Consider the following 16,131-nt stretch of genomic DNA (forward strand, 5'->3'; position numbering starts at 1 on the left):
CTTCGTCTCGTTCGTTCTGACGAACGGAGAGGGTTCGATGAAGGGAACGCTCGGTAGCCGCGTGGTGGTGCTGGGCGCCGGAATCATCGGTGCCGCCTGTGCACGCGAATTGGCCCTGGTGGGCTTCGACGTGCTCGTGGTCGACCGTGGTGGCGCGGGCGGGGCCACCACGGCCCACGGTGAGGGGAACGTCCTGGTCTCCGACAAGGGGCCCGGTCCGGAGCTGGAACTTGCCCTGCTGTCCCGCCGGTTGTGGCCCGAGACGCTGGCCGCGCTCGCCGAACGGCACCCGCACACGGCCCGTGCGGTGGAGTGGGACGCCAAGGGCGGCATCGTCATCGCGACCACCGACGCCGGCGCGCGGGCCCTGTCCCGCTTCGCCGCGGCCCAACGCGCGGCGGGGGTGCGGGCCGACGTGCTCGACCCCGGGGCGCTCGCGGCGGCCGAACCGTTCGCCACCCGCGACCACGCCGCGGCGCTGCACTACCCCGAAGACGCCCAGGTCCAACCGGCCGCCGCGGCAACCGCGTTGCTCACCGACGCGCTCGCCGCCGGCGCGGAACTGCGGACCGGGTGCGAGGTGCTCGGCGCCGTCACCCGCGGCGCACGGCTGACGGCCGTCCGCACCACGACCGGCCCCGTCGAGGCGGACCTGTTCGTCAACGCCGCCGGTCCGTGGGCCGGCGTGCTCGCCGCGCGCCTGGGCGCACCGGTCGACGTCCGGCCCCGGCGCGGTGACGTCCTGGTCACCGCGCCACTGCCGCCGACCGTCTTCCACAAGGTCTACGACGCCGACTACGTGGGCGCGGTCGGCAGCAGCGCCGAGGCGTTGCAGACCTCGGCGGTGGTGGAAGCCACCCGCGGCGGCAGCGTCCTGCTGGGCTCGTCGCGCCGCCGGGTGGGGTTCGACGACCGGTTGCGGCCCGCGGTGCTGGCCGCCGTGGCCGCCAAGGCACTGCGCCTGTTCCCGACGCTGGCCGGCGCCGTGGTGATGCGCGCCTACGGCGGGTTCCGGCCCTACGTCCCCGACCACCTGCCGATCATCGGGGCCGATCCGCGCCTGGCCGGCCTGTGGCACGCCGGCGGCCACGAAGGCGCCGGCATCGGCCTGTCGGTGGGCACCGCGCGCCTCCTGCGCGACCTGGTGTCGGGCCGGCCCACGGAGATCGACGCGACCGCGTTCCGGGTGGACCGGCCCGCCGTGCTGGGCCCCGTGCGCCGCCCGCCGGACGGGATGCTCGATGCACCGGGGGAGGGGGTGGAATGAGTCCGCGGCGCATGCCTGCGGCGTCCGACGCCGTCGGCTGGCGGGAGGAGCCGCTGCGCATCACCGTCGACGGCGAGCCGGTGGACGGCGTCGCCGGGCAGACCATCGCCGGCGTGCTGCTCGCCGCCGGCCGGCTCGCCTGGCGCCGGGCACCGTCCGGGGCCCCGCGCGGGGTCTTCTGCGGTATCGGTGTCTGTTTCGACTGCCTGGTGACGGTCGGGGCCGAGCGGGACGTGCGCGCGTGCCGCCGCCGTGCCCGGGACGGGGACGTGGTGACCACCCAGTCACGGGGCACGGGAGACGGGGAGCCCCCGGACGCGCCCCGAGGGGTCGACGAAGGCGGCGAAGTGCCGCACGGAGATGACTTATGACGCTACGTCAGGTAGTGGTGATCGGGGCCGGTCCCGCCGGCATGGCCGCGGCGGAGGCCGCGTTGCGCGCCGGAGCCGGGGTGACGCTGATCGACGCGGCCGAGAATCCGGGCGGCCAGTACCACCGGACGCTCCCCGACGCCTACGCGCCGGCGCATCCGCAACGCCTGACACGCGACCGGCGGGCCTTTGACCGCCGCCGGCGGCTGCTCCTGGGCCATCCGCGCTGCACCTGGTGGCCCGAGACCGTCGTGTGGGCGTTGGAACGCCGGGACCCGGACGGGACGGACGGCGCACCGCCGCCACGGGTCCACCTGCTCCACGGCCCGGCCGACGGCAGCGGTCGGCGCCGCAGCACCGTCGACCCGGACGCCCTGGTACTGGCCGTCGGCGCGCACGACCGCGTACTACCGTTCCCCGGCTGGGAGTTGCCCGGGGTCTTCACGGCCGGCGCGGCACAGGCACTGGTCAAGGGCGAGCGGGTGGTGGTGGGGGACCAGGTCGTGGTCGCCGGCACCGGACCGTTCCTGCTCCCGGTGGCCGCCGCCCTCGCGCAGGCGGGTGCGCAGGTGCGGGCGGTCCTGGAGGCCAACGTGCCGGGGACGGTCGTGCGCGGGTGGTCGCGGCGCGCCGGAGAACTGGCGGCGCATGCCGCCAAGGCCCTCGAACTGGCCAAGTACACCGCAGAGTTGGCGCGCCACCGGGTTCCGTACCGGTTCGGCCGCGCGGTCATGGCGGCCCGCGGCGCCGGGCGGGTGGAGGAGGTGGTCACCGCCCGACTGCGCGCGGACTGGTCGGTGGTGCCGGGCAGCGAACGCAGCGCGGCGGTGGACGCGCTGTGCGTCAGCCACGGCTTCAGCCCGCAGCTGGAACTTCCGCTGGCCGCCGGCTGCGCCCTGCGGGGGCGGACGCCGGCGTCCCCGGAGGGCGCGTTCGTCGCGGTCGACGCGGACCAACGCACCAGCGTCCCAGGGGTGTACGCGGCCGGGGAGATCACCGGGATCGCCGGCGCCCCGGCCGCGCGGGCCGAGGGCACCATCGCGGGCTGGAGCGCCGGCGGCGGCAGTCCGGGCGACGCCGCCCTGCGCCGGGTGCGACGCCATCGCGACCAGGGGCGGGCGTTCGCCGCGCGACTGGCCCGGGCCCACCCGATCGGACCGGCCTGGCCCGGGTGGCTGGAACCACAGACCGTCATCTGCCGCTGCGAGGAGACCGACTACGACCAACTCCGACGCGCCGTCACCCACCCCGCCAGTGCCACCGCCCGGGTCGCCAAGTTGCAGACCCGGGCCGGCCTGGGACCGTGCCAGGCACGCATCTGCGGCCCCACCGTCGCCGAACTGGCCGCCCGGCTGCGCGCCGGGCCCGCCGAGCACCCCCTCCAGGGCCTGCCGTCGGCCACCCCGCACCACCGGCCGATCGCCCAGCCCATCCGACTCGGCGAACTGGCCGCCCCGCCCGCCGAGCACGCCGCGCCGACCACCGCGCCCGCACCCACGAAGGAGAGCGAGTGATGAGCGGAACCACCCCCGCGCCGCCCGGCCTCGGCGGCCTGACCGTCGCCACCGCGCTGCTCTACCGGACCGACCCCACCGCCCCGGCCGGCCTGGCGGTCGACTACGACCGCTACGCCGAACACTGCCGCTGGCTCGTGGACAACGGCTGCCACGGCGTCGGCCCCAACGGCTCCCTGGGCGAGTACGCCGCACTGACCGACCAGGAGCGCCGCACCGTGGCCCGCACCGCGATCCAGGCCGTGGGCGACGCCGGCACGGTGGTGGTCGGGGTGCACGGCGCCGGTGCGCACCAGGCCAGGCACTGGGCGGAGACCGCAGCCGAGGACGGCGCCGACGGACTGCTGTGCCTGCCACCGACGGCGTACCGGGCCAACCCTGCCGAAGTCCTCGCCCACTTCGAGGCCGTGGCCGGCGTCGGCCTCCCGGTGATGGTCTACAACAACCCCCTCGACACCCGGGTCGACCTGACCCCGGACCTGCTCGCCGAGATCGCCCGGATCGACAACGTCGTGGCGGTGAAGGAGTTCTCCGGCGACGTCCGGCGGGTGCTGGAGATCAGGGAACGGGCGCCCGGCCTGACGGTGGTCGCCGGCGCCGACGACGTGGTGCTGGAGAGCCTGCTGATGGGGGCCACCGGCTGGTTCGCCGGCTTCCCCAACGTCTTCCCCGCCGAGTCCGCCCGCCTCTACGCACTGGCCACCACCGGCCGCCTGGCCGAGGCCCGGGCCCTCTACGAACCGCTGGTCGCCGCGTTCCGATGGGACTCGCGCACCGAGTTCGTCCAGGCCGTCAAACTCGGCATGACACAGGTCGGCCGGTACGGTGGACCTTGCCGGCCACCGCGCGGCCCGCTGCCCCCGGAGCTGCGCGCCCGCGTCGAGGCCGACCTGGCCCGCGCCGTCGCCGCCCTGGAGAAGCAGGCGACCGCCTGATGCCCGCACCCGGCTCGCACCGCCTGGGCGGTGCCACCAAGACGCGGACGCTGCACGCCGTCGACTCGCACACTGAGGGCATGCCCACCCGGGTGGTCACCGGCGGCCTCGCCGCCATCCCCGGCGCCACCATGGCCGAGCGCCGTCGCCACGCCATGGCGCACCTCGATCCGCTGCGCCGCTTCCTGGTCGACGAACCGCGCGGGCACCCGGCGATGAGCGGTGCGCTGCTCCAACCCCCGACCCGCCCGGACGCCGACTGGGGTGTGCTCTACGTCGAGGTCAGCGGGTTCCTGCCGATGTGCGGACACGGCACCATCGGCGTCGCCACCGTCCTGGTCGAGACGGGCCTGGTGACGGTCACCGAACCGGAAACCACGGTCCGCCTGGACACCCCCGCCGGGTTGGTGGAGGCCCGGGTGGCGGTGCGCGACGGCGCCGCCGAACACGTCACCCTGCGCAACGTGGACGCCTTCGCCGTCGAACGGGACGCCACGGTGACCGTCCCCGAACTCGGCCGGATCCGCTACGACATGGCCTACGGCGGCAACTTCTACGCCCTCGTCGACCTGGCCCGGACCGGCCTGCCGTTCGACCGCTCGCGCAAGGACGACGTGCTGGCCGCTGGCCTGGCCGTCATGCGTGCGGTCAACGAGCAGAACCGGCCCGTGCACCCGACCGACCCGCTCATCACCGGGTGCAAGCACGTGCAGTTCCTCGCACCGGACTCCACCGCCTGGCACTCCCGCAACGCCATGGTCATCCACCCCGGCTGGTTCGACCGCTCACCGTGCGGCACCGGCACCTCGGCCCGGATGGCGCAACTGCACGCCCGCGGCGAACTCCCGCTGCACACCGACTTCGTCAACGAATCCTTCATCGGCACCCGCTTCACCGGGCGCCTGATCGGCACCAGCGAGGTGGGCGGCCGCCCCGCCGTCGTCCCCGAGATCACCGGCCGGGCCTGGATCACCGGCACCGCCACCTACGTGCTCGACCCGCGCGACCCCTTCCCCGACGGGTTCGTGCTGTAGCCCCGGGGCAACCGCGCGGGACCGGCCGATGGTGGGCAGCCGGTGGGCGTGCGGAAGCACATCGGGGCGCGGACGCCGGGGTACGCCGGGCACGCACGCCGCGTGCCTCGAAGGCAGGCCCCGAGTCGGGCAAAACGCCGCCTGCGGTCCAAGGACCCGCCCGATACTGGCGACGGTGCCTGACTGGCCGTCCGGCGTCGCCGGCGGCAACGGCCCGTTCCCACCTACACCAAGGAGCACTGCCATGCGTCGTATGCGTTTGCTCGCCGTCGCTTCGGCCGCCCTGGCGGTCGCGTTCGGCATCGCGCCCACCGCGACCGCCGCCCACGCGGCGCCCACCCACCGGGCGTCCTACCACTGCGCCCCCGGCCACTTCTGCCTCTACAGCGGCTGGAACGGCGGCGGCACCCGCTGCCAGTGGTCGCAGCGCAGCAAGGCGAACACCGCGGACGACTGTTCCTTCATCCGGCGCGGTCAGCACGTGCGTTCCGTGTGGAACGGGACCGGCCACCGGGTGCAGTACTACACCCAGACCAACTACCACGGACGCGTCGGGTCCACCAAGGCCGGCGCCGGCGGCAACCTCCAGGGCAACTACCAGATCCGATCCTTCAAACCGCAGTAGGCGTAATGGAAATGACGTGACGTCAGCGGTACGCCGCGGCGGCACGTGACCCAGCGGCGCGGGACTGGCGGACACCGGTCCCGCGCACTGTGGTGCGCTTTGGTGGGGCGTAGGTGCCAGGAAGTGGTCGATGGAGCGTCCGACGGCGTCGCCGTGCGGCGGGCGCTATAGCCTTGCGATCATGAACGAGTTGACCGGCACCACCACGGACCAGGCCCCGGCGGATCCGGCGGCGACCGACGACGTGTTGGCCTCCCAGCCCATCGGCTACTGGAGCGGTTTGGCGCACACGACCGTCACCCGGTACCTGCGTGACGCCATGGCGAAGATCGACGTCACGCAGCCGCAGTACTGGGTGCTCAACCGCGTCGCCTACGCACCCGTGGCTCCGAGCACCGACGAGGTCGTCGACCACCTGACGCCCCTCGCCGACGACCCGCACGAAATCCCCCGGGTCGTGCACCAACTACTCCACCGTGGCTGGCTCGACAGCGACGCCGAACAGCGCCTGCACCTCACCGACGCCGGTGAGGCCGTGCGCGTGCGGGTGCGTGAACTGGTGACCCAGGTGCGGGCGGAGGTCCATCAAGGCATCAGCGATGAGGAGTACGTGGCCGCGCTCAAGGTGCTGCGCACGATGGTGGCCAACGTCGAGGGCTCCAGGTCGTCCTAACCGTCGGGGGGGGGGCGGCCCAACCAGCCTCTGTGCAGGCCCCGTTGAGGAGGCATGCCGCCTTTCTCGTCGAACACATCACGGCGAATCCATCAAACGTCGCAAAGCTGAGCCGATCTAGACATTCGGCGCGCCCGGTCCGTGGCCGCAATCGGTTGGCGAAGAGACGCCTTGCGGCCCGTGGTCGAGGCCGACGCTGCGCCTCGGTTCACCGATCGGCGGCGAGCACTGCCGCGAGGCCCTCTTGCAGATCCTTGACGAAGTACTCGGGAACCTCCAGCGACGGGAAATGTCCCCCGGCTTCCGGTGACCTCCACCGGACGATCCGTCGGTACCGCTCCTGCGCCCAGGCGCGCGGACACTTCTCGATGTCGCGGGGATACATGCTGATGGCCGACGGGACGTCGACCCGGAGTTCGGGGTCGAGCGACTTGTGGCTCTCGTAGTAGATGCGGGCCGACGATGCTCCGGTCCGCATCAGCCAGTACAGGGTGATGTTGTCGAGGATCCGGTCTCGGGAAATCGTCTCGAACGGGCTGTCCTCGGTATCCGTCCACTCGGCGAACTTGTCAAGGATCCAGGCGAGAAGCCCGACGGGTGAGTCGACGAGCGAGTAGCCGATGGTCTGCGGTCGGGTCGCCTGCTGCTTCGCGTACGCCGCGCGGTGGTGCCAGAAGTCGCGGGTGTCCTCGGTCCATTTGCGCTCGGCCGCCGTCAGCCCGTCCGTCGTCAACCCGGGCGGTGCCTCCGCGAACGTCGTGTGGATGCCGAGGACGTGCGCCGGGAACCTGCCGCCGAGGACCGTGGTGATCACGCCTCCCCAGTCGCCGCCGTGGGCCAGGAACTTGCTGTAGCCGAGCCTTCCCATCAGCTCCACCCAGGCGGCCGCGATCTTCTCGATTCCCCACCCGGTGGTGGCCGGCTTGTCGCTGTAGCCGAAGCCCGGCAACGACGGGACCACGACGTGGAACGCCGGCGCGTCCGCGTCCTTCGGATCGGCCAGCTCTTCTACCACGTCGATGAACTCGGCAATGCTGCCTGGCCAGCCGTGCGTCATGAGCAGCGGAGTGGCATCCGGGCGGGTGGATCGGCGGTGCAGGAAGTGGATTCCCAGCTCATCGATGGTCGTGCGGAACTGGCCGATCCGGTTGAGGCGCGCTTCGAACGACCGCCAGTCGTACCCGGTGCGCCAGTAGTTCACGACATCGACGAGGTCGGCGAGCGGAACGCCCTGTGCCCATCGGCGGGGGCCGGGCGCGGCGCCCTGGACCGTCTCGGCTTCCGGCAGCCGCGCCGCGGCCAGTCGCGCGCGCAGATCGTCGAGGTCGGCGTCAGTTGCGTGGGCTTCCCAGGCTTGCACGTCGCAGGGCATGAGACCTCCTGGTCATCGTGGAACCGGCTGGGGCCTGACGAGAACCGGCTAAGACGGTTCTAGCGTGTCTCGATGCCGGCGTGCAACCCGCTAAGGTGGTTCCATGCGTGCTCAGTTCCCTGACTTCCGTCTCGGTAGCGTGCTGGCGACCAGCTTCACGGCGACCCTGACGGAGCGTCGTGGCAACGCCGTGGAACGCATCCCCACGCCGCACCGACTCGTCGACTGGCTGGCAGTGAGCGGCCTCGCCGTGGAGTCCTGCACTGCGGCCCAGCTCGAACGCGCCTGGGATCTGAGGGAAGCTATTCACGCCACCGCGACGGCGGCCGCGATCCAAGACGCTCTCCCCGCGTCCGCAGTCCAAGTCATCAACGACTGCAGCACTCAGGGGCGGGCCGCGGCCGTCCTGACGCCCGAGGGCAATCGGCGATGGCGACTCGGCTCGGCTTCCTGCGTGGCGGATGCCCTAGGCGTGATCGCCGCCGACGCGGTCAGCATCATCGCGGGCGAACGAGACGGAAAACTGGCCTTGTGCGCATCGCCAACCTGCCAAGCCGCCTTCTTCGACACCAGTCAGAGCCGCACCCGCAGATGGTGCGACATGAACACGTGCGGGAATCGTCAGAAGAAAGCGCGCTTCCACGCCAACCAGCGCAAAACCCCAGACCAGCAAGGCAATCGTTAGCTTCGTACGCCTCCGGGTGGGCCCCAGAGGCCGGGGTCGTCCTGCTCCTGCGCAATGCCGGCAGCGGGACGAGAGGGGATGCGTGGGCCTGGGCGTGTTGTGGTGCCCGCTCAGTGCGCCCGCCAGCGGGCGAAGGCGTCCCGGACCTCGCCCGGTGCCTGGGCGAGCGCGGCGGGGTCCGGCGCGGCCGGGGTGGCGTGCGGGAGGTGGACGAGCAGGTCGAAGGCGTCGAGCGGATCGTGGTCGGCGTAGAAGGTGCCGTAACGGTGTGCGGTGGCGGACCGCACGGTTGCGGTGTCGGTGGGCGGGAGCCGTCGGAGGTCGGTGGCGAAGGGCCCGTCGTGGCTCGCGGCCAGCAGCGCGTCCAGGCTGCCGGGCCGCGGGGCGTCCTCCAGGTCGGTGAAGAGCGTGCCGGAGTAGAAGCTGGCGTTGGTGTTGAGCGTCCGACCCGTGGCCGAGGAGGTGCCGATGGCCAGGTAGGCGTCGCCGAGCCGGTCGCCCAAATGCATGCCCAGCGTCGTCGGGGGCACCACCGGCAGGTTGTCGGGGCAGCGTTGGACGTGGCCGTTGTGGGCGGCCAGCACGATCCGGTCCTCCCGGCCCAGGATCCACTCGACGGTGTCCGCGAGCGTCGCCTCGCGGTGGTGCAGGGCGTCGTCGTGGTGGCCGCGGGCCAGTTCGCGCAGCATCGCGTCGAGGGCGACCGTGCCGCGCAGCGTGCGCAGCGCGCGTGCGTGGGCGCCGGCCGTCGTCCGCCGCAGGTGTTCCAGACGGCGTGCGCCGAGCCGGGCCGAGAGGTCGGCGAGCCCGGCGGTCAGCGCGTCCTTGGACTGCTGGGGAAGCGCGCGGTAGGCGGCCATCGCTTCCGGGGCGGAGAACGCCGAGGGCGTCGCGAAGGCCGCCGCGGTCGCGCGCACCGCCGGATCCGGAGCGAACTCCGGTTCGGCGACCGCGAAGTGCGCGAGGACGGCGTCCAGCCCGGGGAGCAGCGAGACCATCGAGCCCGGCAGGTCGATCCCGTAGTAGCCGACGGGACGGTCGGCCGTGCGGTTGTGCTGCCGCAACCACTCCAGGTGGGCGCGTTGTGGCCGCCACAGTCCCATCAGCGAGGTCAGGCCGTCCGCCATGACGTGGTCGGGCCGGCCGGCGCCGCCGCGGACCCAGTCGTCGACCCGCCAGCCCTCGGCGAACCCCGACTCCATCGCGTACGCGCCGAACCCGTGCCGCTCGACGAGGTAACGGCACAGGCGGTGGCGGAGCAGGAACGACTCGTGTTGGTAGTGGGCGCTCTCGCCGATCGCCACCACCCGGGCGTCCCCGATCGCCCGGTCCAACCAGGCGAGGTCGTCGAGCGGCGCGGCGGGATCCAACGTCGGGAGCGGAATCACCGCTCCGGCGCTCAGCCGCACCGGCGCCGTGGCAGGCTCTGCGGTCATGTGTCCCGATCCCCTCAACCAGCCGTGGCCGGCGTGCCGTTCCCAGGTCGGGAACGCTAGCAGCTACCGGTCGGGCGGGCGCCGCGGGACCGGTCACCGGCCCTGCCGCCGGCGGTCGGAGTGCGCGGCGGCCGCACTGCGGGCCACCGCGTGCGCCTTGCGCTCGGACTCCGGGTCGAGGCCGACCAACCGGTTGTGGTGCGCGTGCAGGAGCTCCCGCAGCACCTGGTCCGGGTGGCTCCAGGAGCGCGGTCCCAGTCCGCGGAGCAACCGGCCGTAACGCGATGCCTGTTGTCCGCGGCGGAGCCACGCGGTGCGCAACACGTCACCGGCGGCGGCCGGTCCAGGCGCGCTGCGGTAGGGATCGACCAGGGACAACACCTGCCGCCGACGCTCCCGGAAGGCGCGGTGCGCCTCGTCGTCCCGCGGCACGGACCGCAACAACCAGTCCGCACCGCCGCGGTGCCCGCCGTCCGGTACGGAACCCGCCGCGCCGTCGTCGTGGAAGGCGCGCGCGAGGTCGGCGAGGCCCGCGGCGGCCAGCAGCAGCGGCTCGGCACCGTCCTGCCGGGCGAACCCGCGGCGCAGGTGCTCCACCACGGTCACGCTGTCGGCGTGGAAGACCCGCTCGGCGGCCGCGATGGCCTCCGGCCCGCCGTACCGCTCCAGCTCCGGGTCGTAGGAGTCACAGACCACCCGGCCGAGCAGGCCGCCGGCGCGCAGCCGACCGGTGGCGTCGTGCAGCCGCGGCAGCAGCCGTCCCGCCAACACCTCGGGCGGCGCGTGGAACCGGAGCCCGAGGTGCGCCCCGTACGCATCGCGGCGGCGTTCGAAGAACCACCGGTCCACCTCCGCCGGCAGTTGCTCCAGCAGCCCCGGCAGATGCACGGCGAGCAACTCCTCGTGCCGCTCGACCGGGGCGTACCACGCGGTGGAGAGCCATTCCCCGCCCGGCAGGTGCACGCCGGCCGCGGCGCGCGGCGGAACGTGGCGCCGGGCCGCGGGCGCCGACGGGGCCGGCCGGTCCACGGCCCGGGCCAGGCGCAGGGGGAGGACGACCTCGGCGTGGTGGGCGCCGTCCGGGCCGCGCAGCCAACCGTCCGGGTGGCCGGCGGCATCGGCCGGCACCTCGTGCAGCTCGACCTCGCCGGACCGCAACAACTCGTGCCGCAGCAGCGCCGGATGCCCGGGCAGCGACAGATCGACCTGGACGCCCCGGTCCCGGCGTCCCACCCACAGCCGGCCGGGTGCCCGCCACCGCTCCCGCCACTGCTGCCAGGCATCCCACCACTGCGCGAACGGCAGTCTGGCGTCCAGGAGTTCGGGGGCGGGACGCCACCGCGCCGGCGCGAGCACGGTCCGTCCGTACCGCACCCGCGGCAGGTACGGCAGCACGTCGGCCCCGCCCCAGTCCCAGGCACGCCAGGGCCGCGTCCCGCCCTCGGCGAGCTCGGCGGCGAAGCGCGCCACGTCGGGCAGGTCCCACTGCGGGGTGCGGAGGTGGAAGACGGCCGGGTCGACGGGGCGCCCGGTCGCGGAGTCCACCAGGCGCAGTCGGTCCGGTTCGGCGCGGACGGCGAGGCGGCGCGGGTCCAGCACGCCGGGGTCGTCCGGATCGGCGAAGCACCCCACCGGCAGCAGGCGGTCCAGCCACTGCGGGACCTGCGCCGCATTGCCGTGCCGGGCACGCCCGGGCCGGAACGTCACTTGGGCGCGCAACGGCCCGTCCGGCGACCCGTCCCGCACCAGCGCGGCCAACTCGGCGCCCGAGCGGTCGTCGAGGAGGTGGCCGAACCGGCCGAACACGGCCCCCGCCGGCCCGGCACCGCCGGTCAGCACCAGGCCGAACTGCCCGTCGGACAGCGCCTCGGCGGACGCGGCGAGCAGCCGGGCGTGCAGGGCCAGGGACGCCGGTGGCCGCCCGCCGTCGTGGGCCAGTCGGCGCACCGCGGGGTGGTCGTCCGTCAACACGACCTCGGAACCGCCGTCCAGCAGGGCCTGTTGGGCCAACTCGGCCAGGGTCCGGTCCCGCTCCGTATCGGCCTCGGCCGCCCGCTCCGGCCGGGGTGCGCCGGGCCGCCGGTAGCCGGCCGGCGCGCCCAGTCCCACGTCCGGGTCGAGCGCCTCCAGCACGGGAACGACGCGCTCGGTCCCGTAGCGTTCCACGAACGCCTCGCGGTACGCGCGCAGCCGCCGGGGCTCGGACCGGCGCGGGCCCAACCGCCACGACAACTCCGCCGCCCGCGCGGCCTCCTCGGCCACCGCGCCCGGCAGCCGCACCTCGACGTCCAGGACGAGATCCACGCGGAGCGGGGACGGCCGGTCCTGCAACCTCCGCATCCGCCCGCTGACCCGCTCCAACGCGGCGCTCCCACCCCCGACCTCCGAGGCCGCGTAGGACGACAACTCCGCCTCGATCGCGCGCAGTTCGGCGAGTTCCGGCAGGTGTTCGTCGGGCACGTCCGCGCAGGCCCGCAGCACGTGCCGCAACGGGTCGACGGCCTCCAACGGCGGGCGGGCCTCGGTCAGCAGGATGTCCTTGGCGACCAGCTCGCCGAGCGTCGCGTACACCGTCTCCTCGGTGGCGCCGGGGAAGCGCACCCGTAACGCACGAACCAACTCGACGCCCCGCAGGGGGCGGTGGGCGAGTTCCCGCACGGCCTGCACCAGCACCGTGTTGCGCACGCTCACCTCCCGGACCGCGCGCCGCTCGCCCGCGTCGTCCGCGGTGGTGCCCTCGGGGCCGTCCGCCGGCGCCGACTGCGGGGCGTACGGCAGGACCAACCGGCCACCACGCTCGGTGCACAGGGCGTTGACCACCACGCGCAGCCGGCGCAGCACGCCCGGCCGCCGTTCCCAGTCAGCGACGACGGTGGCCAGCCACTCCCGGTCCGGCCGGACCGCGCGGCGGTGGGCGCCGCCCCAGTGCACCTCCGCCGCCGTCCCGTCGGTGGCGCACCGCACCGGGGCGACCCCCGCCATCAGCCCGCACGCCGTGGGACGGGTGCTCATCCGCAGTCGGGCGGCGGCCAACGCCTGCACCGCGCGCCGGAGCTTGACCGGTCCGACGTCCGACGCACCGTCGAGGACGCGCCGCACGACCTCGGCCAGCGCCGGACCGGCCACCGACACCGCCTCCCGGACCAGCGGATCGGCCGCCAGGGCGCGTAAGGAACCGGCCAGGTCGGCGGCCTCGTCGGGGCCGGGGCCGGGGTGCGTCCCGGCGTCCCCCGCGTGGCCCGCCGGCAGGACCGGGGCCCGCACCAGAGCGAAGCCGACACCGTGGAACAGGCACTCACCGGACACGTGCGGTTTCCCCTCGCTCCCTGGTCCCCCGGACGCCGGCATCCCGTGCCCGGGGCCGTCCGCGGACCCTATGTGACGCACCGTTTCCTTGTATACGAACGAGGATTCTCGTGGTCCGCGCGGACGACGGTACCCGGGGCCGGCCCGCGGCGCTCACGGTCGGCGCGCGGCCGTCGGGTGCCTGGCGGGGCGCGGCGCACCGTGGCGCGCAGGTGGGGACGTGTCCGGTCGCGAGCGCACGTAAGGTGGACCGCGCCCGAGGGGCGGAGCGGGAACAACGAGCAACGGGGTGAGGCAAGTTGACGCACGGGAACGGGGCCGCGGGCGCGCCCGGGGCGGACGAGGGGGCGGTGCGCACGGGGCGGCGGCGTACCCCGCTGCTGCTGGCCGTCGCCCTCTGCGTCTACGCGGTCGATCTGGGCAGCAAGCTCCTCGTCGTGGAGCAGTTGGAGTACCACGCGCCGGTTCCGGTGCTCGGCACATGGCTGGAACTCCGCGTGGTGCGCAACTCCGGTGCCGCCTTCGGCCTGGGCGGGGCGATGACCCTGGTGTTCACACTGATCGCGGCGGCCGTCGCGGTGGCGATCGTGCGCCTGGCGCGCAGACTCCACAGCGTCCCGTGGGCCATCGCGCTGGGACTCCTGCTGGGCGGCGCGCTCGGCAACCTCACGGACCGGGTCTTCCGTGCTCCCGGCGGCCTGCGGGGCGCGGTCGTCGACTTCCTCGCCGTCCGCGACTTCAGCGTGATGAACCTCGCCGACTGGGCGATCGTCGGCGGGGGCGTCCTGATCGTGTACTGCTCCTTCCGCGGCTGGGAGTTGGGCGGCGCCGGCGGCCCGACGGGTGAGGCGTCCGACGGGACCGCGCGGCCGTGAGGCGGTGCGGCCCCGGCGCACCGGCCCGGTGGTCGTGCCGGTTGACCCGTGGGTAATATCCCGCGCAGCACAGCACACCGGAGCGCGCAGCACACCGGACGGGCCGGAGCGCGGCGCCTCGGCCCGCGGGCACCAACCATCCAGTTCCCAGCCGTCATCCGTCATCCGTCACCACGGTGGTATCCCATGGCAGATCATGACCTGACCGGCTTCGACCGGGAGACCTTCACCCACGACGGCGTCACGCGCCGCATCCTCCGGCGCGGCACCGGCCCCGCCGTCATCGTGATCGCGGAGATTCCCGGCATCACGCCGAAGGTCCTCGCCTTCGCCGAACGGGTGGCCGCCATCGGCTGCACCGCGGTGCTCCCGGTGCTCTTCGGCACTCCCGGTCGAGACGGTGATTCGGCCAACGTCGGGCGGCGGAAGGCCGGCCAGTACCTCGCCGCGTCGCTGCGGAAGGTGTGCGTGAGCCGCGAGTTCACGGTGTTGGCCACCGGACGCTCCTCTCCCGTGGTGACGTGGCTGCGGGCCCTGGCCGCGGACGAGCACGAGCGCTGCGGAGGGCCCGGCGTGGGGGCCGTCGGCATGTGCCTGACCGGCGGTTTCGCCCTGGCGATGGCGGTCGACGACCGGCTGCTGGCGCCCGTACTGTCCCAGCCGTCGATGCCGTTGCCACTCACCAGGAGCCGGGCCGTCGGCATCGACATCTCCGCCGCGGACCTGGCCACGGTGCGGGGCCGTTGCGAGCGCGAGGGCCTGAAGGTGCTGGGGTTGCGGTTCCGCAGCGACCGCCTGGTGCCGGACGACCGGTTCGCCTTCCTGCGTCGCGAACTGGGCGACGCCTTCGTCGCGGTCGAACTCCCCGACTCGGCGGCGAACCCGAACGCCGTGAAGGCGCCGCACTCCGTGCTGACCGAGCACCTCGTCGACGAACCCGGCCAGCCGACCCGCGCGGCCCTGGACCAGGTGCTGGACCTCTTCCGCAGCCGCCTCCTCACCGCGCCCGGTGCCCCGTCCCCGGAGGCGACGGCCCCGCCCTCCGAGGAGCGTTAGGCAGTCTGGCGACGGCCGTCACCCACGGGCGCGGGGCGGGCGTCAGGTCACGTCCGACCAGACGTCCTCCACCAGGGCCGCCACCTGGTCGGGGCTGTTGTGGAGGTCCCCGCTGATGTTGCCGACGGTGACGGTCAGGCCTTCCTTGGTGCGCTGGCAGTGGTCGACGGTCACCGAGTCCGGGCGGGGCGTCTGGCCCGCCGGCGTCGGCTGGTTCACGAGCACGCAGGCGACGCCACCCACCGTGCGGACCTCACGCATCGGTCTGACCAGTCCGAGGGCCGCCGCGTCCTGGTAGGGGACGAACGGCGCGGGACTCCCACCGCGCACCACGCCGACCATGAAGGTGACGGACAGGTCGGCCGGTTGCGCGTAGGTGCGTACGGCTGCCCCGGCACCGCCGTACGCACGGGACAGCAACGAGGTGCTCTGCGCATCGGACGTGGCGATCCGCCGTGCGGTCTGGTCCGCGCCGCGATTGCCGGAGCGGTGCGCCGCTCCTTGGAATTCCACGAACGCGCCCACCGCGGCGGGGAGTGTCACCGTGCTGGTGGAGGTCCGTCCCACTCCGCTGCCCCCGGCGTCGTCGCCGTCCGCGAGGGTCAGCCAGGTGGCGCCCACTGCCGCCGCGCCGACCACCAGGCCGGCGAGTCCAGGGGCCCAGGGCCGGGTCCACAGGGCGCGCGGAGCGGCTGGCCGGTCCGGCTGCGCTGGGGAGTGGGGCCGATCGGTGTCGGCGGGGTGTCCGGGGGCGCCGAAGTCCTCAGTCGTCATGGGCCTCATCGTGCCCGTGGGGCGGGGCCGCCACGGCGCACTTCCGGGAAATGGTCGGAGGCCCGGAAACGGGGTGACCCGGACGCCGCCGCGTGCCGGTGACGATCCGAGGCGAGGGGCGCCGGCGCGGAGCGCGTGGGGCGGAGCGCATGGGGCGGGCCCACCGCGGGTCCGGGGGACCACTGCGGTGCGTGGTGTGTGCAGCGGG

General features: G+C 74.1%; 14 protein-coding genes. 10 read left to right on the plus strand and 4 right to left on the minus strand.

Annotated features, from left to right (window positions below; all coding sequences use genetic code 11):
• The first annotated feature begins 37 nt into the window (after positions 1 to 37).
• From ABD385_RS31400 to ABD385_RS31430, 7 genes are all read left to right on the plus strand, one after another.
• Entirely contained in the window at positions 38 to 1,267 is a 1,230-nt protein-coding gene (locus tag ABD385_RS31400) for an NAD(P)/FAD-dependent oxidoreductase (RefSeq protein WP_344582409.1), read from the plus strand.
• Between the two features lie 11 nt (positions 1,268 to 1,278).
• Positions 1,279 to 1,638 carry a (2Fe-2S)-binding protein gene (locus ABD385_RS31405; RefSeq protein ID WP_344582410.1) on the plus strand — a complete coding sequence of 120 codons (360 nt, stop codon included), beginning with the start codon at positions 1,279 to 1,281 and terminating at the stop codon, positions 1,636 to 1,638.
• Positions 1,635 to 3,152, plus strand: coding sequence for an FAD-dependent oxidoreductase (locus ABD385_RS31410; protein ID WP_344582411.1), 1,518 nt, complete (start codon positions 1,635 to 1,637; stop codon positions 3,150 to 3,152). Before ABD385_RS31405 ends, ABD385_RS31410 begins: the two co-directional genes overlap by 4 nt.
• Positions 3,152 to 4,087, plus strand: coding sequence for a dihydrodipicolinate synthase family protein (locus ABD385_RS31415; protein ID WP_344582413.1), 936 nt, complete (start codon positions 3,152 to 3,154; stop codon positions 4,085 to 4,087). The genes ABD385_RS31410 and ABD385_RS31415 overlap by 1 nt, the downstream gene beginning before the upstream one ends.
• Positions 4,087 to 5,121 (plus strand): proline racemase family protein, encoded by a 1,035-nt coding sequence (locus ABD385_RS31420; RefSeq protein WP_344582415.1) that lies wholly within the window; start codon positions 4,087 to 4,089, stop codon positions 5,119 to 5,121. The genes ABD385_RS31415 and ABD385_RS31420 overlap by 1 nt, the downstream gene beginning before the upstream one ends.
• Before the next feature lie 244 nt (positions 5,122 to 5,365).
• The gene (locus ABD385_RS31425; RefSeq protein ID WP_344582416.1) at positions 5,366 to 5,746 is read left to right on the plus strand and encodes a peptidase inhibitor family I36 protein; all 381 of its coding nucleotides are present in this window, start codon (positions 5,366 to 5,368) and stop codon (positions 5,744 to 5,746) included.
• Positions 5,747 to 5,927: 181 nt separating this feature from the next.
• Positions 5,928 to 6,419 carry a MarR family winged helix-turn-helix transcriptional regulator gene (locus tag ABD385_RS31430; RefSeq protein ID WP_344582418.1) on the plus strand — a complete coding sequence of 164 codons (492 nt, stop codon included), beginning with the start codon at positions 5,928 to 5,930 and terminating at the stop codon, positions 6,417 to 6,419.
• Between the two features lie 208 nt (positions 6,420 to 6,627).
• On the opposite strand, the gene ABD385_RS31435 is transcribed toward ABD385_RS31430, so the two are convergent.
• Positions 6,628 to 7,791, minus strand: a complete 1,164-nt coding sequence (locus ABD385_RS31435; protein ID WP_344582419.1) for an epoxide hydrolase family protein — start codon at positions 7,789 to 7,791, stop codon at positions 6,628 to 6,630.
• Between the two features lie 103 nt (positions 7,792 to 7,894).
• Between ABD385_RS31435 and ABD385_RS31440 the strand changes: the two genes are divergently transcribed.
• Complete coding sequence (locus ABD385_RS31440) at positions 7,895 to 8,476, plus strand: CGNR zinc finger domain-containing protein (protein WP_344582421.1); 582 nt, start codon at positions 7,895 to 7,897, stop codon at positions 8,474 to 8,476.
• A 110-nt stretch (positions 8,477 to 8,586) separates the two neighbouring features.
• Here ABD385_RS31440 and ABD385_RS31445 read toward each other — a convergent pair whose 3' ends face one another.
• Both ABD385_RS31445 and ABD385_RS31450 read right to left on the minus strand, forming a co-directional pair.
• A complete protein-coding gene (locus ABD385_RS31445; protein WP_344582422.1) occupies positions 8,587 to 9,912 on the minus strand; it encodes an erythromycin esterase family protein in 1,326 nt (441 codons plus the stop codon).
• 93 nt (positions 9,913 to 10,005) lie between these two features.
• Positions 10,006 to 13,218 (minus strand): lantibiotic dehydratase, encoded by a 3,213-nt coding sequence (locus tag ABD385_RS31450; protein WP_344582423.1) that lies wholly within the window; start codon positions 13,216 to 13,218, stop codon positions 10,006 to 10,008.
• A 299-nt stretch (positions 13,219 to 13,517) separates the two neighbouring features.
• Here ABD385_RS31450 and lspA point away from each other — a divergent pair, with 299 nt between their 5' ends.
• Both lspA and ABD385_RS31460 read left to right on the plus strand, forming a co-directional pair.
• Positions 13,518 to 14,093, plus strand: coding sequence for a signal peptidase II (gene lspA / locus ABD385_RS31455; RefSeq protein WP_344582424.1), 576 nt, complete (start codon positions 13,518 to 13,520; stop codon positions 14,091 to 14,093).
• 186 nt (positions 14,094 to 14,279) lie between these two features.
• The gene (locus tag ABD385_RS31460; RefSeq protein WP_344582425.1) at positions 14,280 to 15,149 is read left to right on the plus strand and encodes a dienelactone hydrolase family protein; all 870 of its coding nucleotides are present in this window, start codon (positions 14,280 to 14,282) and stop codon (positions 15,147 to 15,149) included.
• A 42-nt stretch (positions 15,150 to 15,191) separates the two neighbouring features.
• On the opposite strand, the gene ABD385_RS31465 is transcribed toward ABD385_RS31460, so the two are convergent.
• Positions 15,192 to 15,923 (minus strand): hypothetical protein, encoded by a 732-nt coding sequence (locus ABD385_RS31465; protein ID WP_344582426.1) that lies wholly within the window; start codon positions 15,921 to 15,923, stop codon positions 15,192 to 15,194.
• Positions 15,924 to 16,131 lie beyond the last annotated feature (208 nt).

The organism is Streptomyces lunalinharesii (assembly GCF_039532155.1).
Taxonomy (GTDB): domain Bacteria; phylum Actinomycetota; class Actinomycetes; order Streptomycetales; family Streptomycetaceae; genus Streptomyces; species Streptomyces lunalinharesii.